The sequence below is a fragment of the Phyllobacterium sp. 01N428 genome (assembly GCF_056399405.1).
Genome location: NZ_JBFTRH010000009.1, coordinates 152,180 through 170,681 on the forward strand (window position 1 = coordinate 152,180; position 18,502 = coordinate 170,681).

Annotated in this window: 20 protein-coding genes; 11 read left to right on the forward strand and 9 right to left on the reverse strand. The window is 60.1% G+C overall.

The features are described from left to right. Positions 1–24: 24 nt before the first annotated feature. The 5 genes from AC1DNI_RS20255 to AC1DNI_RS20275 are packed head-to-tail and all read left to right on the forward strand — an operon-like array spanning position 25 to position 4,396. Entirely contained in the window at positions 25–1,218 is a 1,194-nt protein-coding gene (locus AC1DNI_RS20255; RefSeq protein WP_477693180.1) for a (5-formylfuran-3-yl)methyl phosphate synthase, read from the forward strand. Then, a complete protein-coding gene (locus AC1DNI_RS20260) occupies positions 1,215–1,850 on the forward strand; it encodes an amino acid kinase family protein (RefSeq protein WP_477693181.1) in 636 nt (211 codons plus the stop codon). The genes AC1DNI_RS20255 and AC1DNI_RS20260 overlap by 4 nt, the downstream gene beginning before the upstream one ends. Further along, positions 1,847–2,398 (forward strand): flavoprotein, encoded by a 552-nt coding sequence (locus tag AC1DNI_RS20265; RefSeq protein WP_027232881.1) that lies wholly within the window; start codon positions 1,847–1,849, stop codon positions 2,396–2,398. Before AC1DNI_RS20260 ends, AC1DNI_RS20265 begins: the two co-directional genes overlap by 4 nt. Further along, a complete protein-coding gene (locus AC1DNI_RS20270; protein ID WP_477693182.1) occupies positions 2,391–3,791 on the forward strand; it encodes a DUF6513 domain-containing protein in 1,401 nt (466 codons plus the stop codon). Before AC1DNI_RS20265 ends, AC1DNI_RS20270 begins: the two co-directional genes overlap by 8 nt. After that, positions 3,788–4,396 (forward strand): DUF447 domain-containing protein, encoded by a 609-nt coding sequence (locus AC1DNI_RS20275; RefSeq protein WP_477693183.1) that lies wholly within the window; start codon positions 3,788–3,790, stop codon positions 4,394–4,396. The genes AC1DNI_RS20270 and AC1DNI_RS20275 overlap by 4 nt, the downstream gene beginning before the upstream one ends. On the opposite strand, the gene AC1DNI_RS20280 is transcribed toward AC1DNI_RS20275, so the two are convergent. Further along, complete coding sequence (locus tag AC1DNI_RS20280; protein ID WP_477693184.1) at positions 4,387–5,472, reverse strand: hydantoinase/oxoprolinase family protein; 1,086 nt, start codon at positions 5,470–5,472, stop codon at positions 4,387–4,389. The two genes, AC1DNI_RS20275 and AC1DNI_RS20280, sit on opposite strands and share 10 nt — an antisense overlap. Here AC1DNI_RS20280 and AC1DNI_RS20285 point away from each other — a divergent pair. Then, entirely contained in the window at positions 5,471–6,193 is a 723-nt protein-coding gene (locus AC1DNI_RS20285) for a HisA/HisF-related TIM barrel protein (RefSeq protein WP_477693185.1), read from the forward strand. The genes AC1DNI_RS20280 and AC1DNI_RS20285 overlap by 2 nt on opposite strands. A gap of 130 nt (positions 6,194–6,323) precedes the next feature. Here the strand turns inward: AC1DNI_RS20285 and fae are convergent, their stop codons facing one another. From fae to AC1DNI_RS20320, 7 genes are all read right to left on the reverse strand, one after another. Then, positions 6,324–6,830 (reverse strand): formaldehyde-activating enzyme, encoded by a 507-nt coding sequence (gene fae / locus AC1DNI_RS20290; RefSeq protein ID WP_027232877.1) that lies wholly within the window; start codon positions 6,828–6,830, stop codon positions 6,324–6,326. Positions 6,831–6,996: 166 nt separating this feature from the next. Beyond that, a complete protein-coding gene (locus AC1DNI_RS20295) occupies positions 6,997–7,848 on the reverse strand; it encodes a triphosphoribosyl-dephospho-CoA synthase (RefSeq protein WP_477693186.1) in 852 nt (283 codons plus the stop codon). Further along, entirely contained in the window at positions 7,845–8,759 is a 915-nt protein-coding gene (locus AC1DNI_RS20300; RefSeq protein ID WP_477693187.1) for an ATP-grasp domain-containing protein, read from the reverse strand. The genes AC1DNI_RS20295 and AC1DNI_RS20300 overlap by 4 nt, the downstream gene beginning before the upstream one ends. An 11-nt stretch (positions 8,760–8,770) precedes the next feature. Continuing rightward, positions 8,771–9,730, reverse strand: coding sequence for a methenyltetrahydromethanopterin cyclohydrolase (mch, locus tag AC1DNI_RS20305; RefSeq protein ID WP_477693188.1), 960 nt, complete (start codon positions 9,728–9,730; stop codon positions 8,771–8,773). Then, the gene (locus AC1DNI_RS20310) at positions 9,727–10,908 is read right to left on the reverse strand and encodes an ATP-grasp domain-containing protein (protein ID WP_477693189.1); all 1,182 of its coding nucleotides are present in this window, start codon (positions 10,906–10,908) and stop codon (positions 9,727–9,729) included. Before AC1DNI_RS20310 ends, mch begins: the two co-directional genes overlap by 4 nt. Beyond that, positions 10,886–11,782, reverse strand: a complete 897-nt coding sequence (locus tag AC1DNI_RS20315) for an NAD(P)-dependent methylenetetrahydromethanopterin dehydrogenase (protein ID WP_477693190.1) — start codon at positions 11,780–11,782, stop codon at positions 10,886–10,888. Before AC1DNI_RS20315 ends, AC1DNI_RS20310 begins: the two co-directional genes overlap by 23 nt. 36 nt (positions 11,783–11,818) lie before the next feature. Then, entirely contained in the window at positions 11,819–12,784 is a 966-nt protein-coding gene (locus AC1DNI_RS20320) for a beta-ribofuranosylaminobenzene 5'-phosphate synthase family protein (protein WP_477693191.1), read from the reverse strand. Positions 12,785–12,887: 103 nt separating this feature from the next. Between AC1DNI_RS20320 and AC1DNI_RS20325 the strand changes: the two genes are divergently transcribed. The 5 genes from AC1DNI_RS20325 to AC1DNI_RS20345 all read left to right on the forward strand — a co-directional run bounded on the left by AC1DNI_RS20325 (position 12,888) and on the right by AC1DNI_RS20345 (position 17,788). Continuing rightward, entirely contained in the window at positions 12,888–13,277 is a 390-nt protein-coding gene (locus AC1DNI_RS20325; RefSeq protein ID WP_477693192.1) for a 4a-hydroxytetrahydrobiopterin dehydratase, read from the forward strand. 83 nt (positions 13,278–13,360) lie between these two features. Continuing rightward, a complete protein-coding gene (locus AC1DNI_RS20330; RefSeq protein WP_477693193.1) occupies positions 13,361–14,452 on the forward strand; it encodes a tungsten formylmethanofuran dehydrogenase in 1,092 nt (363 codons plus the stop codon). Next, the gene (locus tag AC1DNI_RS20335; RefSeq protein WP_477693194.1) at positions 14,446–16,080 is read left to right on the forward strand and encodes a formylmethanofuran dehydrogenase subunit A; all 1,635 of its coding nucleotides are present in this window, start codon (positions 14,446–14,448) and stop codon (positions 16,078–16,080) included. Before AC1DNI_RS20330 ends, AC1DNI_RS20335 begins: the two co-directional genes overlap by 7 nt. Next, entirely contained in the window at positions 16,068–16,976 is a 909-nt protein-coding gene (fhcD, locus tag AC1DNI_RS20340; RefSeq protein WP_477693195.1) for a formylmethanofuran--tetrahydromethanopterin N-formyltransferase, read from the forward strand. The genes AC1DNI_RS20335 and fhcD overlap by 13 nt, the downstream gene beginning before the upstream one ends. Further along, a complete protein-coding gene (locus AC1DNI_RS20345; protein WP_477693196.1) occupies positions 16,973–17,788 on the forward strand; it encodes a formylmethanofuran dehydrogenase subunit C in 816 nt (271 codons plus the stop codon). The genes fhcD and AC1DNI_RS20345 overlap by 4 nt, the downstream gene beginning before the upstream one ends. 12 nt (positions 17,789–17,800) lie before the next feature. Here AC1DNI_RS20345 and AC1DNI_RS20350 read toward each other — a convergent pair whose 3' ends face one another. Then, positions 17,801–18,502 carry a hypothetical protein gene (locus tag AC1DNI_RS20350; protein ID WP_477693197.1) on the reverse strand — a complete coding sequence of 234 codons (702 nt, stop codon included), beginning with the start codon at positions 18,500–18,502 and terminating at the stop codon, positions 17,801–17,803.

Sequence of the window (18,502 nt, forward strand, 5' to 3'; positions counted from 1 at the left end):
GTGCATTCTGTCGGGAGCGCGCCAATGACGCAGATGCTGGCCAGCGTAAGGGATCGCCAGGAAGCGGAAATCGTATTTCTGAACGGCGCCGATATCATTGATCTGAAGGATCCGGCAAACGGTGCCCTGGGCGCGGTGGAACTATCCAAGCTATTGGAAGTAAAGGACTATATTGCCGGACGCCGACCCCTCAGCGCTGCCTGCGGCGATCTGCCGATGCATCCGGACACGATCCGCAGCAAGGTCGAGGAAATCGCGGCGACCGGGATCGATTATCTCAAGGTTGGGTTCTTCCCGAACGCGCAGCTCGATGCCTGCATCGAGGTGCTGAAGCCGCTTGCAACGCACGGAAAATTGATTGCCGTTCTCTTCGCGGATCATGTCGCGGAATATGATGAAAACCTTGTCGAGAAGCTGGCCGCTGCAGGGTTTCATGGCGTGATGATCGATACCGCGGACAAGGCTTTGGGCCGGTTGCTCGACCACATGACGCCGGACCAGATCGGCCATTTCATCAAGGAGTGCCATTCGCACGAATTGATGTGCGGCGTAGCGGGATCGCTGGAGACGCCGGACGTTCCGCGGCTCCTTGTCTTCAAGCCGGATTTTCTCGGATTTCGCGGGGCGCTGTGCGCGGGGCTCAGCCGTAACTCGCCTGTTGACGCGCAGGCGACTGCGAAAATCCGTGGCCTTATTCCGGAAACGGAGGGGCTGCGGGCGCCTCCGGGTGTCGACTACAAGCTGCTCGCCGCCCGTGCCTACTTTCCCGATCCCGCAGAAGCCGGCCTCGGGACCGACAAGATCTTCGTCCGGGATTTCGTCGTTCCCGTGCAGATCGGCGCCTATAGTTTCGAACATGGCAAGAGCCAGAAGGTCCGCTTCGATGTTACTGCGGATGTGCTCCGCGTGACGCGCAACCCCGAGGACATGCGCCATGTCGTTTCCTATGACCTCATAATGGACGGCATCCGGGCGATCGTTGCGCAGGGCCATGTCGAGCTCGCCGAGACGTTGGCCGAACAGGTGGCAGCTCTGGTTCTGGAAAATCCCCGCGTGACCCGCGTTGTCGTCCGGGCGGAGAAACTGGAACTCGGGCCAGGCGGTGTCGGCGTCGAGATCGAGCGCAAGAACGACATGCGAAATTCGGCCAAGTCGAGACAGGGCAAAGCCGAGCAAGTGCACGCGCATGGAGGCAGGAAGGGCGGCGCCTCCTCATGAAACCGCTTGTCGTGAAGCTCGGTGGGAGCACGGCGGGAAAGGCGGAAATGCAGCACTGGATCGACGCTCTGGCGAGTTCGACCTTTCCGCTCGTAATCGTCCCCGGCGGTGGCCCCTTTGCGGACCAGGTGCGGCTTGCGCAAAAGCGGTTCGGTATTTCGGATGACGCTGCTCACGCCATGGCGATCCTCGCCATGGATCAGTTCGGCATGATGCTTGCCGAGCGCCATGACAGGCTTCGCCTTGCCCGAACTGTGGGCGAGATAGGCGAAGTGCTGGCGGCGGAACGTATTCCTGTCTGGCTGCCTTCGACCATGACGATCGACGCAGGCGAAATCGAGCGCTCTTGGAATGTGACGTCCGATTCGCTGAGCGCTTGGCTCGCAGGAAAACTCGGGGCCAAAGCGCTGCTTCTCATCAAACAGACGGACGAATACCTGCATTGTGCATCGCTTTCCGGCCTTGCTGACGCCGCTATTGTCGATCCGATTCTGGACAAGATGCTTGCCCCCGACACTGATCTTTATATTGCCGGTCCGCAGACACTCGACGCGTTGAAATTACCCTTGGCAACGATCCCCGGACACCCGATCATGCGTTGCAGTATTGCTGAAGACATGGGTGCTCAATGACACAACTTCATACGCCGCGCTGGGCCTGGGCCCTTACCGGCTCGGGCCATTTCTTCATCGAAAGCTTCGAGTTGATCCGTACGCTCGAGCACTGCGATATATTCGTATCCAAAGCGGCGAACGAGGTCCTGCGCATGTATGGCCTGAAGCTCGATTTCCCTGATACGATGCGCGTTCTCCACGACAAGACGGCCAGTTCAATCCCGATCGGAGGGTTTTACCACGGCGTTTATCATACGGCAGTGATTGCACCGGCTACCTCGAATACGGTGGCGAAATGCGTGGCTGGCATATCGGACTCCTTGCCCACCAATGTTTATGCGCAGGCCGGCAAATGCCGCGTGCCGTCGATTGTCTTTGCGTGCGACACCGCGCCGGAACTTGAAACCATGGCGCCGGGCGGCATGGTCAAGGTCTATCCCCGGCCCATCGACCTGGAAAACACCGAGCGCCTGAAGGCCTATCCCCGTACCAAGGTTGTGGAATCACTTTCGGAACTGCAGGGGCTCATCGCGCAGCGGCAAAATGAGATTGCCAGCGATGGCTGAGCGCCTGCTGTTCCTGACCGGTCACCTGGCACGGTCGCGGCTGGAGCGGGTTCTCGCGGACCTCGGGGAAACGACTTTTTCCTATGAGATCGTCGATATCGGTGTGAAGGTCGCGGCCTTGATGACCGAGGAAATCATTTCGCGCCGTTTGAAGCCGCCATTCACTGCGGACCGCGTGATCCTGCCTGGGCGCTACCGGGGTGATCTTGCGCGGCTTAGCGACAGGTTCGGTGTGGCTTTCGTGCGCGGTCCGGATGAGGTGGCCGATCTTCCCGCCTTCCTTGGGAAGTCCGGCAAGCCGGTCGATCTTTCGCGCCATGACATGAGGATTTTTGCCGAGATCGTCGACGCATCGGCGTTGGGCGTCGAGGCGCTCGTGCGGCGCGCGATGACGCTCAGCGCCGCTGGCGCCGATGTAATCGATCTCGGTTGCCTGCCGGAAACGCCGTTTCCGCATCTCGCCGAGGCCGTTCGCAGCCTTAAGGCAATGGGGCTCAAGGTCAGCGTTGATTCCGCCAATATCAAGGAGCTGGAGGAGGGGGCCGCGGCTGGCGCCGACTATTTGCTCAGCCTGACCGAAGATACCATTTGGCTTGCCGAAAAATATCGCGCGACGCCCGTCCTCATTCCCGCGTCTGCCGGCGATCTCGATTCACTCGGCCGTGCGATTTCAGCGGCGCAGAGGGCCGGTATATCCTTCATCGCCGATCCGGTTCTAGATCCCATCCACTTCGGCTTTGCGGCCTCGATTGGCCGTTTCATCGAAGCGCGGAAACGATGGCCGGACATTCCTATGATGATGGGCACAGGAAATCTCACCGAACTTACCGACGCCGACTCTTCAGGGGTTACGGCAGTCCTTACCGGACTTTGTTCCGAGCTCTCGATTCAAAATGTGCTCGTCGTCAACGTCAGTCCGCACACGGTGCGTACCGTTGAAGAGCATGACCGCGCCCGCCGCATGATGTTCGCTGCAAAGGAGGATCACGCCTTGCCGCGTGGTTACGATGCTGGACTGTTGCAGGTGCATGATCGCAAACCCTATCCGCACAGTATTCAGGATATCGATACGCTTGCCGCTGACGTTCGCGATGCGAATTTCCGCATTATGACCGCGCCTGACGGCGTCCATATTTTCAACGGCAAGGGCCACCGGACGGCACAGGACGTGTTCGAACTTTTTCCTGGTCTCGGCGTTGAGGCTGATGGCGCTCATGCCTTCTATCTCGGCGCGGAGCTGACGAAAGCGGAAATCGCCTGGAAGCTCGGCAAGCGTTATGCGCAGGACGAGCCGCTCGCATGGGGCGCTGCTGCGCCTGAGAAACAAGAGGACCGCACGAGGCTAGCCGAGGCCGGACATACGTTGCGGACAAAAAAGGATGTGGCGCCATGACCTACATCAGGGAAACGATCGTAACGACCGTGGACAATCAAGGCGCGGTGCATATCGCTCCGCTCGGCATTATCCAGCAGGACGACAAATGGATCATTGCGCCGTTCCGGCCGTCAAAGACGCTGGAAAACCTCGCTGCAGTGCCCTATGCGATCGCCAACTACACGGACGATATGCGGGTTTTTGCCGGATGCCTGACCGGGCGCAAAGACTGGCCCACTGTCGCCGTCAAGGGTTGCAAAGTTCCCCGTCTCCAATCGGCGCTCAGCCACTCGGTTCTGAAGGTTGTTTCGGTCAATGATGACGGCCTTCGACCCCAGCATCTTTGCGAGATCGTGTCGGAACAGACGCACGCTCCGTTTACCGGGCTCAACCGCGCCAAGGCAGCCATCCTCGAACTCGCGATTCTCGTCAGCCGATTGCACATGCTGTCACCGGAAAAGATCGAGGTCGAGATAAAATATCTATCGATAGCCATGGAGAAAACTGCCGGCCCTGACGAGCAACAGGCCTGGTCATGGTTGATGCAAAGAGTGAAAGACCATCACGATGCCCGCGATGCGAAAGGCAAGGATGCCATCCATCATGAGCATCATCACGGCTGATCGGGCGCTTTAGTTCCTTTAAGATGCATTGAGCCCAGAAGTGCGACGGCGGCGGCCGGCGCCGCCTTGCTCGCATCATCGCGCGCAGCATCGGTTGCCGGGATAAGCGATCCGAAATCGAGAAAGGGGCGTTCAAGCCGCGCTGCAAGACGCCTAATCTGCGGCCGGCCAATGCCAGCGCCGACGATAGGCGCGGCATAATCAGAACCTGTGCGCCGTACAACACGGAAGGCGCCGTCGTGGATCATGCGCAGTTGATGCTCGCTGAACCACCGCGCGATATCCACCCACTCGTCATATTCCAGATCGGCACTGTCGCGCCCGACCATCCGTGCGAGACGCGCGAGAGAGCCGGCGACAGACTTTGCCTGGCGATCGGCCGATGGATATTTGTCGTCGGCTTCATCCAGCGTGCCGAGAATACGGCCGAGATCGGCGGTGTTGGCGAAGTATTCGTTCATCAGGGGTGTCATGCGGCCTTGCACCGGCACCAGTGCCGCGATGCCGATGAGCGCCGAACGGGCAAATCCGGTATAGACCAGTTCCCCGGTCAAAAGCCGCTCAGCGTCGGTATAGCCGCCGTTCGCGAGCTCGCCGGCCTTGAAGGCAAGGATGTCGGTGGTCGTCGAACCCATATCGACGAAAAGCCCGCTGTCCAGGAGCTTGGCGCTTAAACTTGCCGTCGCGTGCCAATTTGCAGAAGCGATATCGCTTCCAAGCCCGCGCGCCGTCGTGACATCGCAAAATCCCGCCCGTCCCGCATAGATGAGCGTTTCATCACTGCCGAACTCGGCCTCAATAAGATCGAGCAGGCCAGCGATCCCTGCGTCGCGCGACGCAAAGGTGTCGGAAAGTTCGCCGGTCATGGTGAAGACATTGACGTTGCCCGCTTCGCGCAAATGCCCCATTTCACGCAGCGCTGTGCGCAATTGGTCGATGCCGAGCCATAAGGGGGTCTTGACAATCTGCGCGGAGACGATCTCACCGCTCAGGCATTTCGCCTGTTTCAGATGCGCGCCGCCAAGATCCCAACCGGTTACGAGGGGCTTTCTTTCGTTGGCAAATCGCGGTTTCATGGCACTCTCATCACGTGGATTCGACCCTGTGCATATCATTCCGGTAATCGACATAAAAGACGGCCGCGTGGTGCGGGCGCATCTTGGCGATCGCGCCAATTATCGGCCGATCGAGACCCCGTTGAGCCCGACGGCCGAGATAGGCGATGTCGCACGGGGCCTCGCCTCGCTTTATCCGTTTCCACTTATCTACGTCGCCGATCTTGACGCAATCGAGGGTCGCCATCGGCCACTTCACCTCGTGTCGAAACTACAGGACGCCCTCGCACCCTCAACCATCTGGCTTGATGCCGGATTCTCGGCACGCGAAGAGGTTGAACAAGCACTGTCGTTCAAGGGAATTGTTCCCGTCATTGGTTCCGAGTCCCAGCGCGATTTGGCGCTTCTCAAGACGCCTGGCGTCATTCTGTCCCTTGATTTTCGCGGTAAGGCATTTCTAGGACCAGAGGGGATCCTCGCGGAGGCCCAAAGCTGGCCGTCGCATATCATCGTGATGACCCTCGGCAGCATTGGCGCGAACGCCGGACCGGACTTCAATTGGCTAGCTGACATAAAGCGGCGTGTCGGCAATCGATCGGTCATCGCCGCCGGCGGTATCCGGGATGCCAACGACCTTCACCAGCTCGCCGCCATGGGCATCGAGGGGGCACTTGTAGCCACGTCGCTCCACAATGGTGCTCTCGCCTCACAGGCGATCGCATCTTTCATGCACAAGGTGTGAAAAGGCGCAGAGCCTTCGAGGAAGAGGGTGTCCCCTTCCTCGAAACCTAGAATCCCAAGAGTTTTGCCAACCGGCGCAGCAGGCCATCCGGTTCAACAGAGGGCGCGCTCTGTGCGGGGTTGTCTCTTGTCTATGCGCTGAAGGGGTGCTTCACGGAATCGCGCTGGGCGGTTGCTTCCGCGGCCGTCGGCTTGCCCGTTACTGCGCGTTGGATTGCTTCCTTCGTGGCGCGATAGTTGTAGTCCTGGATCTTCGCGTCGCTCTCTGCTTCCCAATGGATGAAAACGCCAACGCAGATGAAGATATCATCGGCTTCGTCCGCAGGAATCGTTCCGTCGGCAACACTGTCCTGAACCGCCTTGGCAACAGCATGCTGTGCCGGTCCGAACATCTGGACGGCCTGCTTGGCGCCCTTGATGGTAACCTTGTTGAACAGGATCGTATTGGGTTTGCATGCGAGGTTCGGAGCAATGACGGCAAGCAGGGAGGTGAAACCATCCTTGTTGTTCGTCAACGCATTGCAGAATGCCGTCTCAACGGCGCTGCCACGCGGCCCGATCAGAAGATCGATATGCGCAACTTCATTTCCGTCGCCAACCAGCGACTCGCCAACCATAACTTTATTGATTTTCGCCACAGCCTATTTCCTCCCTATAGCGGTCCCAAATGGTTCGTCCAAAGATGCCGCACCTCGAGACACGACGCTCGATGGACAGCTATCCTTGTTCGCAGCACCCTTGAGTTGGGGGTCGGTTGGCCAGATAGCAGCGGATGAAATCCACTGACGAAATTCAATCATTTACCTAGGGAATATGCAAGACCAAGTTGAGTTGTAGCGCAAAAAGGGTTGCAACGGTGAGGTCGGCGGACGTGCCCGGGTTGATGCCATCATGCTTGAGCTCGGCATCGAAGGCGAGGAGCAGCTTTTCCCTTTCAGTGCCGTCCTTAAGAGCGTGTACACGCTCCAGTATATGCGCCGCCTTCTTGCGTGTTGCTTCAGCGCGCGCCGCACCGAACTTGCGAGCGATGTGACTGTCGGCAAAGGCCGACAGGTAATGGAGATAGACGAAAACGACGGGCCACATCTGCTCCTCGCCCGCTTGGACAGCGGCAGCGTGCGCGGCAAATCCGCCGCTGAAGATATCAGCAAAGCCGGTGGCATATTGGCGGGCAATCATGTCACGGTCGGCGGCTTCGCGCATCGCTTCGAGAAGCGTGACTGCGGGTTCTTCTGCCACGTCATGTCTGGTGGCGGAACCGAGACCGCCGGGCTGCGCAAGGACGATCGCAGCGAACGCATTGCGCGCGTCATCAATGTCGAGCGCCGCAAGCACGGCATCAAGGTTCGTGCGCAGGTCGGCGCCGCCGCGCTCCGCAGCCTGTGCCAGCGGCGCACAAAGGAGAACGATGCCGAGATTGGTGTTGGTTTCAACCTTCTGCCGCGTCGCCCTGATCGCGGCAAGGATGCGCGCACCAATGGCAAGTTCAGGGTCCGCAATCGGCGTAGCCGAAGCCTGGGCACTGTCGAAGAACTGTGCGGCGCTCATCTTGTGGCCGTCGGCAAATCGATGCACGTTTCCCGGTTTGAGCGCGTCGATCTCGTGATAACAGGCATCGATATAGGCACGCCTTATCTGCTCCCGTGTCGGTTTCACGCAGCAGGCCTTTCATCGAGTGCGGGAGCGATGCGGGCGGCGAGTGCACCCGCGATGCGATCGGCAATGCGCACCGGCACGACCGATTGCAAGCCGGTCCAGGCCGGCATGCTGTTGACCTCAAGGACGAGAAGGCGGCCATCGGCGGCAGGCACGATATCGATGCCGGCAAAGTCCGTGCCGATGGCTGCAGACGCGGCGAGTGCCAGGCTTTCGAGGAGTGAACGCACGGTACCGATGACGGGTTCGGCCTTGGCGCCCTTGGCGATGTTGGTGATCCAGCCGTCGGCGCGGCGCGCCATCATGCCCAGCACCTCACCGGCGCATGTAAAAACCCGGTAGTCGCAGAAGGGCGGTCCGGAATGGGCAACGTAACGCTGCAGGTAATAGATGTCGTCGACTTCCTCGGGCTCAGGGAGGTCATCGACGCTCCTGATGAGGCGTAAGCCTTTGCCTTGCGATCCAAATAGCGGCTTCAGCACCAGGGGGCCGTGCCCAAGCTCGCGCTCGGCAACGTCGCGTGCGTTGGCGAGGTTCTCGACGGCAAAGGTCTGCGGCGTCGGCAGACCGGCATGCGCCAACAGAAAGGTGGTCGTCGATTTGTCGACGCAGCGCTCGATAGCCTTGGCCGAATTCCACACCAGAACGCCCATTTGCGCGAAGGCATGCAGGATGCCAAGCCTTCGGGTAATCGCCTCGAAGGATCCTGATGATATCGAACGCACGATGACACCCGCAGGCAGAGCGCCGTTCAATCCCGGGATCGCAAGTCCCGAGGAGAAACGGGTATCGAAAGCGATATCGGCAAGGTGCAAGGTGAGGATACTGAAGCCGAGACGCTCAAGCGAAGCCTGCAATTGTCTGACCTGCCGATCGGCCCGGTCGGATAGGATCAGTATCGTTTCTGGCATCTATAGTCGTCTCACCCCAGGGATTGCTCGAGCATTTCATCATCGCGGCTGCCGCTGCGAAACGTATCGCCGGTTTCGATTGCGGTTACAATCACCTCGGCAGGGCTGAAGAGATGCGGATCGATTGCGTAGAAGTCGCCTTTGAATGCCTTGAATATGTCTGCGAACGGCCGGCCATGGTCGCGTGAGCGGTGGCTCGGCAGCTGCTCGGCAAGATCGCGGGCCGCTTGCGAACTGCCACGCACATAAAGCTGGACGATGCCGCCGTAGATAATGGCGTCGTTGGTGCGGCCCATGGCTTTCAAGAAGTCCGGATGCGGGGCAGGTATTGGAGCCCGTCCCGCGCCGTCGACAATGGCATCAAGCGGAAAGTTGAGATCGTGCGCCTTATGGAGGGCGACTTCGAGGACCCGCCCGACGATCTGCATCGAACCGGTGAGGCTCTGCGTCGGCGCATAGATGAAGGTCAATTGCGATGGGTCGAGCTTCGTCGCCTTCGCAACTTTTTCGACGATTTCCGCCGGTGGTGGCGTCGCTGCTTCAAGCATCACCACGGAAGACTGCGCCTCGGGCTCGCGATAGGGGATATCCTTGAATAACGGCTCGACTCGAGCGAGAGCCCGCACGGGTCCCGATCCCATGGCGAAGTATTTTTCGTGCGAAAGATTCCAGCCGGCGTACTGACTGGCAAGGCAGGCAAGGACCGGCTGCGACGAACGCACGTCTACTGTGTATGGCCATTTGCCAAAACTGCGATCGAGGCTGGCCGAGACGGTGGCAAGCCCGCCCATGCAGATTTCGACAATGCGCAGGCCGGCCTCTATTCCCCCGCGAGCCTTGGCCCCGGCGTCGATCAAGTGTTCGCCGAGGCTGCCGCGACTATGGCTTATCCCGAGCCGATCGGCGTCCTCGATCATCGCGTCAGCGAGACGCTGCGCATTCCTGTTCAGATAGGCATGACCGTCCCTCATGCGAAATCCTCCTCCCAATTGATCGCCAACGTCCTGACGCGGTGCCTTACTGCGCGCTCGGCTGCTGCTGCCGAGGACGCCGAGGCAAACACGGTGCAGACCGGATCCCCCGCACCGAGTGCAGTTCCGGATGTCTGGTGATCGGCCGTCATCGCCGGCCAGTCGACCGGCGGAAAGGCCTTGATTGGCCTATTGGTGTAAGCGATGGCCGATGCGGCCGAGCCGCGATAGGCAGGGACCGAAATTGAAGCGCCCGCTACTGCACGCAAATGTTCACGCAGCAGCGGCGTTGCGTCGCTGTCGAAAATATCGAGCGTTGCCCCCGGGCGGGGATTGATTTCGATAAGACTAAGACCGTTTTCGGCCTCGATGAAATCGGCGCTGCACAGACCGACAAGGCCGGCGCGCTGCGTCAGGGCCGAGAGCCAAGCCTCAATTTGTAAAGCCCTGCCACGGTCGTAGCGGCGCAGCCGCACCGCGCCGCCATAGCGAAATGGCGCATTGGGATGTGGCGATGGCCACTGCCGACTGAAGCCGACAATATGAGCCGTCGTTGCATCTGCAAGGAACAGCGCTGAAAGGTTCTTGCCTTCGACGAAGCGCTGGAAATAGTGTCCCGTTTGCGGGCCATCGTGTTCGAAACTGCTCCCCTCCGTCACCGATAGGGGGGGCTGGATGGCACTATGCCCATTCAAACGTTTGACATGTGAGCCGCCTGCTCCCCCGCCTAGTTTTGTCAGCCAGCCCGTTGCTTCCAAGGGATTGTCGAAGCGAATCTCCGGATGTGGGATGGAAAACTCATGGCAGAGGCTTGCGAGGCTGGCGGGTTCTTTCATCAGCCGAACAGTGCCTGCCGCATTGCCGCCAAGCGAAAACCTCTTGGCGATTGCTTCCAGCATTTCGGGTCGGCGCTCGAACCCCGATCCGTACACCAGCGCGACTGGTTGGGCCTCACCGGCAAGTCCGGCAAGCGTCTCGACGATTGCATGCGGATCTATACCGGCCTCAAGGCTGCCGTGAAGCTTGACGGCCCGTTCAGCAAGCTTGAGTGTATCGGCATCGTTGAAAAGATCGGCAACTAGTGGCCGCAGACCGGCGCGCCGAGCGGCGGCCGCCAGCGAGCGCCCGGATATCGCGGCGATCAGGATCGCGGCATTATTTGGCAAGTTCGCGAGCAAGTGTGAAAGCGTCCCGGAAATCATAGACGACCGGCTTCTTTGCCTTGATCATCTGTTCGAACAAACCAGCCTGCGTCTTGTATTTGACGTTGCCGATGGAGAGTGGACCAATGCCGACAGCCTGTGTCGCATCGAGCGGTTCGCCATTGGCATTGACCTTGAGCCCTTCAATGCCGGCCGGAGGTACCGCGTTGACGTCGGCGGCGACGAGCAGCCTGCCTGCCGATCCGAGTTGCGCCTTTGACAGGACCTGCACGCCGGCCTTGGCGGCGGCGAGCACCACCTCTGTTGCGCGCACGATGGCGGTTTTGTACGCATCGGTCGAGCCGTCAGCAGGCTCGACCACGACGCCGAAACGCTCCTTGATCGACGCTGCGATATCCGTCACGCGATCAATGCCGTCATGGCCAACGATGGTAACGTTGGCGCCTTCGCTGGCAGCGATGACCGCCGTGCAATAGCCGACAACCCCGGTTGCGCCAAACACTGCAACGGCCGTTCCGGCGAGGCCGCGATCATGGTGTTTGATAAGGGCCTTTTCCACCTTGGCGACCATGGCAGCCGCAGTGGTGAACGATCCTGCCGGATCGGCAAAAACCGATATCTCGAACGGCGGAACCATGGCTTTTTTTGCAGCACCCAGCATGTCGAGCGCGAGCGGCGCATCCTTGCCGGCGATGAAGATGCCGGTGGCGACGCCGGCATCGGGCGGGCGGGAAAAAATCGCATCCTGGACAAGGTTGCCGATATCGGCGAGGCCCACTTCCGTATAGGGAATTGCCGCATCGAAACCGGCATCGAGCGCCATATTCACGTCGAACGGGCTCATGTGCCGGAGTGGCGTCAACATGTGAAGGATCGTCTTGCGGCTCATTGTGCCCGCTCCTTTCTGGCTGTGGCGCCCATGATTTCAAGCTCTGGCGAGATTGAGGGCGCTGTGCGTGATCTCCGCGCCCGCGTTCCGGCCCGCAACGATCTGGATCGTCGTGCCGGGAGCGCGGCCGCCAATGGCGCTGACGATACGTTCCGCCTCGGCTTGCGTCTGTGAAAAGGCAAATCCGGTCGGACCCCAGGAACTTTGCCCAATGCCAAGGGCGCCCGCGTCGGCGAGCCGGTGCAATGTCGCCTCGACCTTGCGACTCGTGAAAACGCCCCCTTGGGCCGGGGCGAAATAGCTGCCGATTTCGGTCTGGATGGATGCAATCCCGCGCGCGAAGGCAGCAAGGTCGCGCTCGACCAGTGACGGCATGATCCCAAGGAGTACGGTGCGTGCGATCGAAGCGGATGTCGCAACAGGAAACAGAGGAAGTGCACGGAAAGCAGCGATCTCGGCGTCGCCGTGGATGCCATGGGCAGCATTGTCGAAGACGAGAATGATGCGCCAGGCGTCGGGAAATGCGAAACGGGCGACAACGGTCGGTGCCCGGTTGGTATCGCCTTTCCCCGCGTCGATGATGACGCCGCCTTCATCGAACGCCGCAATCCCGATGCCCGAGCGCGATCCGCGCTTCAACAGCACGGCGTCGTTGGCAGGCTCAAGCGGGAGGCCGTGGAGAGTACGCAATGCGGCTGAAACGGCGAGGGCAATCTGTGTACCGGAGCCAAGACCGATGTGGCGGGGGATCGCATGTTGGATGCTGATCCTGTGGTGCGCCTTGATGCCGAGATGTGTGCAGAGCGTTTCGAGGTGCTGGGTGATACGCGCCTCTTCGTCGCCAACCACATGCGTCTCGGCGCTACGTGCAATCGTCAATGTCGTCGCAATGTCTTCGACGGGCAGGCCAATGCTGCCGAAGCGATCGTCCGGCGAGCGGGGAATGTCGAGAAAGCCAAGATGCAGGCGGGCCGGGACTTTGATAGTGACGGAATCCGACATTTGCTTATTCTTTACATAATCTCAAAAATCGGGCCCACCGCTATGATATCGTCTTTCGAACTCGGCGCAAGCGCGATGCGCGACGAAATAGGGAGGAATGCCAATGACCGATGAACCGAAGATCAAGGAACGCGTCTATTCCGAAAGCGAAATCGTCGCAAAGCTCAAGGAAGAACTGCCACATTGGCGCTATGAGAACGGTTGGATTCGCCGCAAATACAAGACGCATAGCTGGAAGTCGACATTGATGGTCATCAACACGATCGGTCATCTCGCGGAGGCCGCATGGCATCATCCGGATCTTAAGGCGTCCTATGCCTGGGTCGAGGTCCTCCTCCAGAATCACGCGGCCAAAGGCATTACCGACAAGGATTTCGAACTCGCCAAGAAGATCGAAAGTGTGGTCCAGTGGCAACCCGGCAAGGAGACGGGATCGCTGGAGGGAACGCCGCAAACAGACCAGCGCTTTGCCTATGTAAAATACGACGATTGACTGCGTGATTTTTGCCTGGCGTCAGGGTTCACAATCGAAAAAGAAGTAGCTAAGTTAATCTTGGCACCAGAAAGATGCGGAATATGTCGGTTGCATGGATTGGCAGCCAGCCGGTATCCTTGATGGATGCGATACAGAATGTTGCAAAGCTTCTGGTATCAAGCCGCTGTCCAGTATTCACCATAGATGCGGATGTGCATGGTACGCGCAGTGCGATTGCACTCGCGGAAAGGGTAGGCGGCGCCTTCGATCATATCCATGGCGACACGCTCGCAAGGGAAGTGGCGCTGTTCGCCGATCAAGGCGCCATGATCACGACGCCGGGTGAGACGCGGCGCCGTTCCAGCCTCATCGTTCTCGTCGGTGACATTCCCGTTGCCCATCATGAACTCTTGCTCCATCTGGCAGGATCCAATCCTGATCTCGGCGATCGCAACAAGCGGGTTTGGTTTCACGTCGAGGGCGCATTGGAGCCCACCTCGGACGCGGGTCGCCTCCATCGCAAGCTCAGATCCGTTGCGATCGGCGGGGAGGGCCTCGGGCTTGCGGGCGTGCTCGCTGCCCTGCGCGCGAGTCTGCTCGGGCGAAATCAGACTGGGTCGCGGGCAAATGTCGATCGCCTGAAGAGCGCGCTCGGCAAGAGCCGGTTTCCGGTCTTCGTCTTTTCCGGCACTATGAATTCGCCGGACCTTGCCATGCTCCAGGGACTTGTGGCCGACCTCAACAAGCAAGGTCGCGCCAGCAGTCTGTTTCTTCCCACGGACGATGATGCCTGGGGTACCGCCCTCACATCACTATGGATGACCGGTTTTCCACCCCGTACAGGATTTTCCGATAGCCTCCCAAGCTATGACCCCGTGCGATGGGACACCCAGCGTATGGTTCGCGACAAGGAAGCGGACCTTCACGTCTGGGTGTCCGCACGGGGAACAATGCCGCCGAAAGGCAGGATCGGGTTGGTCTCTTTGAGCCGGACGGAAAAGCGGACCGAAGGGGCTGCCGTAACGATATCGGTCGGCAGGGCGGGAGTCGATCATGACGGGGTCGCCTTCTCCAGCAGGATCGGCACGTTCCATTCGCTGACAGCTTCGGCACCGTCCGAATTGCCGAGCATAGCAAGCGTGCTGCAGCAGCTTGCGCTTGTTCTTCCCGGCCGAAAGGGTTTGCCATGCTGATCCGTCTCGCGGGGGGAGACGTGATCGATCCGGTCAATGGTACAAGTGGCCGCCGTGACCTGTGGATCAGGGACGGTGTTATCGTTGAAGCTCCCGAGGGCGGCACAGCAGACGAAACGCACGATCTATCCGGTTGTATCGTCATGGCGGGCGCAATCGACATTCACTCGCATATCGGCGGCGGCAATGTGAATACCGCGCGGCTGCTGCTGCCCGAGCAACACGCGGCGCATCAGCCACGCCCGGCAAACACCCCGCTTTCCAATGCGGGCTGGTCGACCTATCAGACCGGATGTCTCTACGCTCAGATGGGCTTTACCACGGTCGTGGAGCCGGCCATGGCCCCAAGCACCGCGCTTCACACGCATCTTGAGCTTGCCGACATACCCATCATCGACAAGGCGACGCTCGCCATTCTCGGTAATGACGACTTTACCCTTTCGCTGCTGCGCGACGAAAAATCGACGGCCATGCTCGACGATTATGTTGCCTGGATCGTCGGTTCGTCCCGTGCGCTGGGCGTCAAGGTAATCAATGCCGGCGCCGCCGCTGCCTTCAAGGACAATGTGCGGTCGTTTTCGTTCGACGACGTCGTGCCGGAATATGGCTTGACCTCGCGCAGCATCGTCAAGGCGCTGCAGGCATCGGTCACGCGGCTCGGCATTCCGCATCCCTTGCATGTCCATTGCAACAATCTCGGCATAGCCGGGAGCGCCGACACGGCCGCGACGACGATTGCCGCAACGGAAGGCACGCCCCTGCATCTGGCGCACCTGCAGTTCTACGGCTACGGGACGGAAGGCAAGCGCAAGTTCTCGTCCGAGGCCGCGCGGCTTGCGGAACTTGTCAACGGCAACCCCGACGTGACGATCGATATCGGCCAGGTGATGTTCGGCCAGACAGTGACGATTTCGTCCGACGTTATGCGCCAGTTCTCGGCACTTGGTAATGCAAATCCGAAGAAGTCCGTCATCATCGACGGTGACGGCAACAGCGGTGGCGGCATTGTCCCCTATCGCTACAAGCACGACTATTATGGCTCGCTGCAGTGGGCGGTAGGGCTGGAGCTCTTTCTCCTGATTACCGATCCATGGCGCGTGTTCTTTACGACCGATCATCCCAACGGTGCGCCCTTTACCGCCTATCCGGAATTGTTCGAGCTGCTGATGAGTGCCGAGGCGCGCGATGCCAAGGCGACCGAGCTCAATGCTGGGGCATTGGAGCTGACGACGCTGGCTTCGGTTCGGCGCGAATACACATTCGAGGAGATCGCCATCATGACGCGGGCCGCGCCGGCAAAGCTCCTCGGCCTCAAGGATCGTGGCCATCTCGCGGCGGGTGCGATCGCCGATATTGCCGTTTACCGCCGCGGCAAGGACATCGCGAAGATGTTCCGCGAAGCCGCGCTCGTCTTCAAGAACGGCGAGTTGGTCGTCAAGAACGGCAAGGTGACGAAATACCGTTGGGGCAAGGCGTTGCGGCTCAATCCGCCGGCGGACAAGGCCATGGTCAAACGCATGCGGGACTATCACGACGAGCGCTACGGCCTGTCGCTGGAGTGGTTCACCTTTGCTGATACCGCGATTGCCCGCGAAGAGCCGTTTGCGGAGGTCTCATGCAACAGCTGAGCCGCAATGGGGTCATCATCGACGATACATTTGCCGAAGCCTTCGGCATGCGGGCCACCGCAATCCTCATTACGGCGCCGACCCTGAAGTGGGCTCGCCAGGCAGCGATCACCATGACCGGCTTTGCGACGTCCGTGATCGGCTGCGGATGTGAGGCCGCCATCGATATGGACGTGCCGGAGACCCAAACACCGGATGGCCGCCCGGGCTGCCGCGTCATGATCTTCGCCATGAGCACTGACGATCTGCAGAAACAGCTCAAGACCCGATTAGGCCAATGCGTGCTGACCTCGCCGGGAAGCGCGTGTTTCGCCGCGCTCGACGGATCAGCGCGGCTCGACCTTGGCAATTCGCTGCGCTATTTCGGCGACGGCTGGCAAATATCGAAGAAGTTCGGCGACCGCCACTACTGGCGCGTGCCGGTCATGGATGGCGAATTTCTCTGCGAAGCGACGACGGGCCTTACCAAGAATGCAGTTGGCGGCGGTAACCTGCTTTTCCTTGCGGCGGATAATGCCAAGGCGCTGCTGGCCGCCGAGCGAGCGGTCGCCGCCATCGAAAAAGTGCCGGGTGCAATCATGCCGTTCCCCGGCGGTATCGTTCGGTCCGGCTCGAAAGTCGGCGGGAAATACAAGGGCATGATGGCTTCGACCAACGATGCTTTTGCGCCGACGCTGCGCGGCGTGGTGAATTCCTCACTCACGGCGGACATTAACGCGGTCTTGGAGATCGTCATTGACGGCGAAACCAGCGATGCGGTTGCCGCGGCGATGCGCGCCGGACTGAAGGCGGCGATCGATCTTGGCCCGAAGCGCGGGGCGCTGCGGATCAGTGCTGGCAATTATGGCGGCAAGCTTGGCAAGTTTCACTATCATCTGAAGGACTTGTTGCCATGAAAGCCATGACCTTCACCCTGCTGTCCGAGCCCGAGGAGCGCCTCGATCTCTCCCTGCTTACGCCGACAGGCATATCCGGGCTCTCGCTCGCACAGATTGAAAGGTTGCGCGTCGGTACAAGCCGCAAACCGGCCGTCGTCGGCGACCTGTTCAAATTGGCCGGAAAAGATGCCGAAAACCTCATCGTCGAGGGCGGAAGCGCCCGGTTCGACCGGGTTGGGACCGGTATGGGTGCTGGCAAGCTGCGCGTTGTTGGAAATGTCGGGAGCCAGGCAGGCCGCAAGATGTCCGGGGGATCGCTGCTGATCGAAGGGAACGCTGGTGATCATTTGGGATCTGGCATGGCTGGCGGACGCATCGAACTTACGGGCAACGCCGGCAATCACGTCGCCGCGCCGCTTGCCGGCGAGCTTGCAGGCATGGAAGGCGGTGTCCTCATTGTTCGGGGCAGGGCCGGCAACTACGCCGGCGACCGGTTGCGGCGTGGCACGGTCGCAATCGGCAAGGGCTGCGGCGATCATCCGGGCTATCGCATGATCGCAGGGACCATCGTGGTTACGGGCAAGGTCGGGGCGATGCCGGGCTATCTTATGAAGCGCGGCTCGTTGCTCTTCGATCGCCACCCCGAGGCACTGTCGCCGACCTTCATCGCTTGCGGGCGGCCGGATATCGCTTTTTCCGGCCTTTTCGACCGCTACCTCATCGCGGAAGGCATTCTCGACCGCCCCCTGCTTGGCAACAGGCCGGGGAAATATGCGGGCGACAATTCCGTGTCGGGCAAGGGCGAGATCCTGTATCGCAGCGCGCGTTAGCCGGACAAGACTCTATGAAGCCTTCCGGGTCGGCCGGGTTTCGACGATACGCGGCCGTTGAAAGCGGATGCGCCCCTTGTCAGGTTCGGCCTTACGCGGTTCCTTGCGGCTGATGACGATGCGGGCGTCGGTTTCGATGCGGAATACGAGCCCTTGCGTGGCGATCAGCTTGAAGTTCTCGGGGTCAAACTTTTTTCCGGCCGTCACCATGACGGGCTTAAGTTCGCTCAAGCGCTTCGCATCCCCCTTGGTAAACTCCACCGTGACGGAACCCTTGGCACTGCCGAGTTTGTTCTGGATGCCGTACCTGGTTGGCTCGAGCAGCGTCAGGGCAAAAATGTCGCCTTTCGTCAGGCGTGTGCTGTCAAAGCTCGACTGCTTGCCTTCGCCAACATGGACCGACCATCCCGTACCGGCAGTCGTGTGAAATACGACATAGCCCTTTGACGACACAGGCTGGCCGGCTTCCGTGCCGCAGCAACAGCCATCTTTCGAGCCTTGCTGGGTCTTGGCGAGATCAATGTCGAGTTGCATCGAGGTCGCATCGTCGCGAACCTCGAAACTGACATTCCCTATGTGCTTTCCGTCTTTGCGCACGGTTGCCGAGTAGACCCCGGCGACCGTAAACTGATGGACAATGCTGGTGGTGAGCCCAAGCGCCCCGCTGTCAAAAACGGTGGCCTCGAACAATTGCCGGTTGAGGTTCGCTAACAT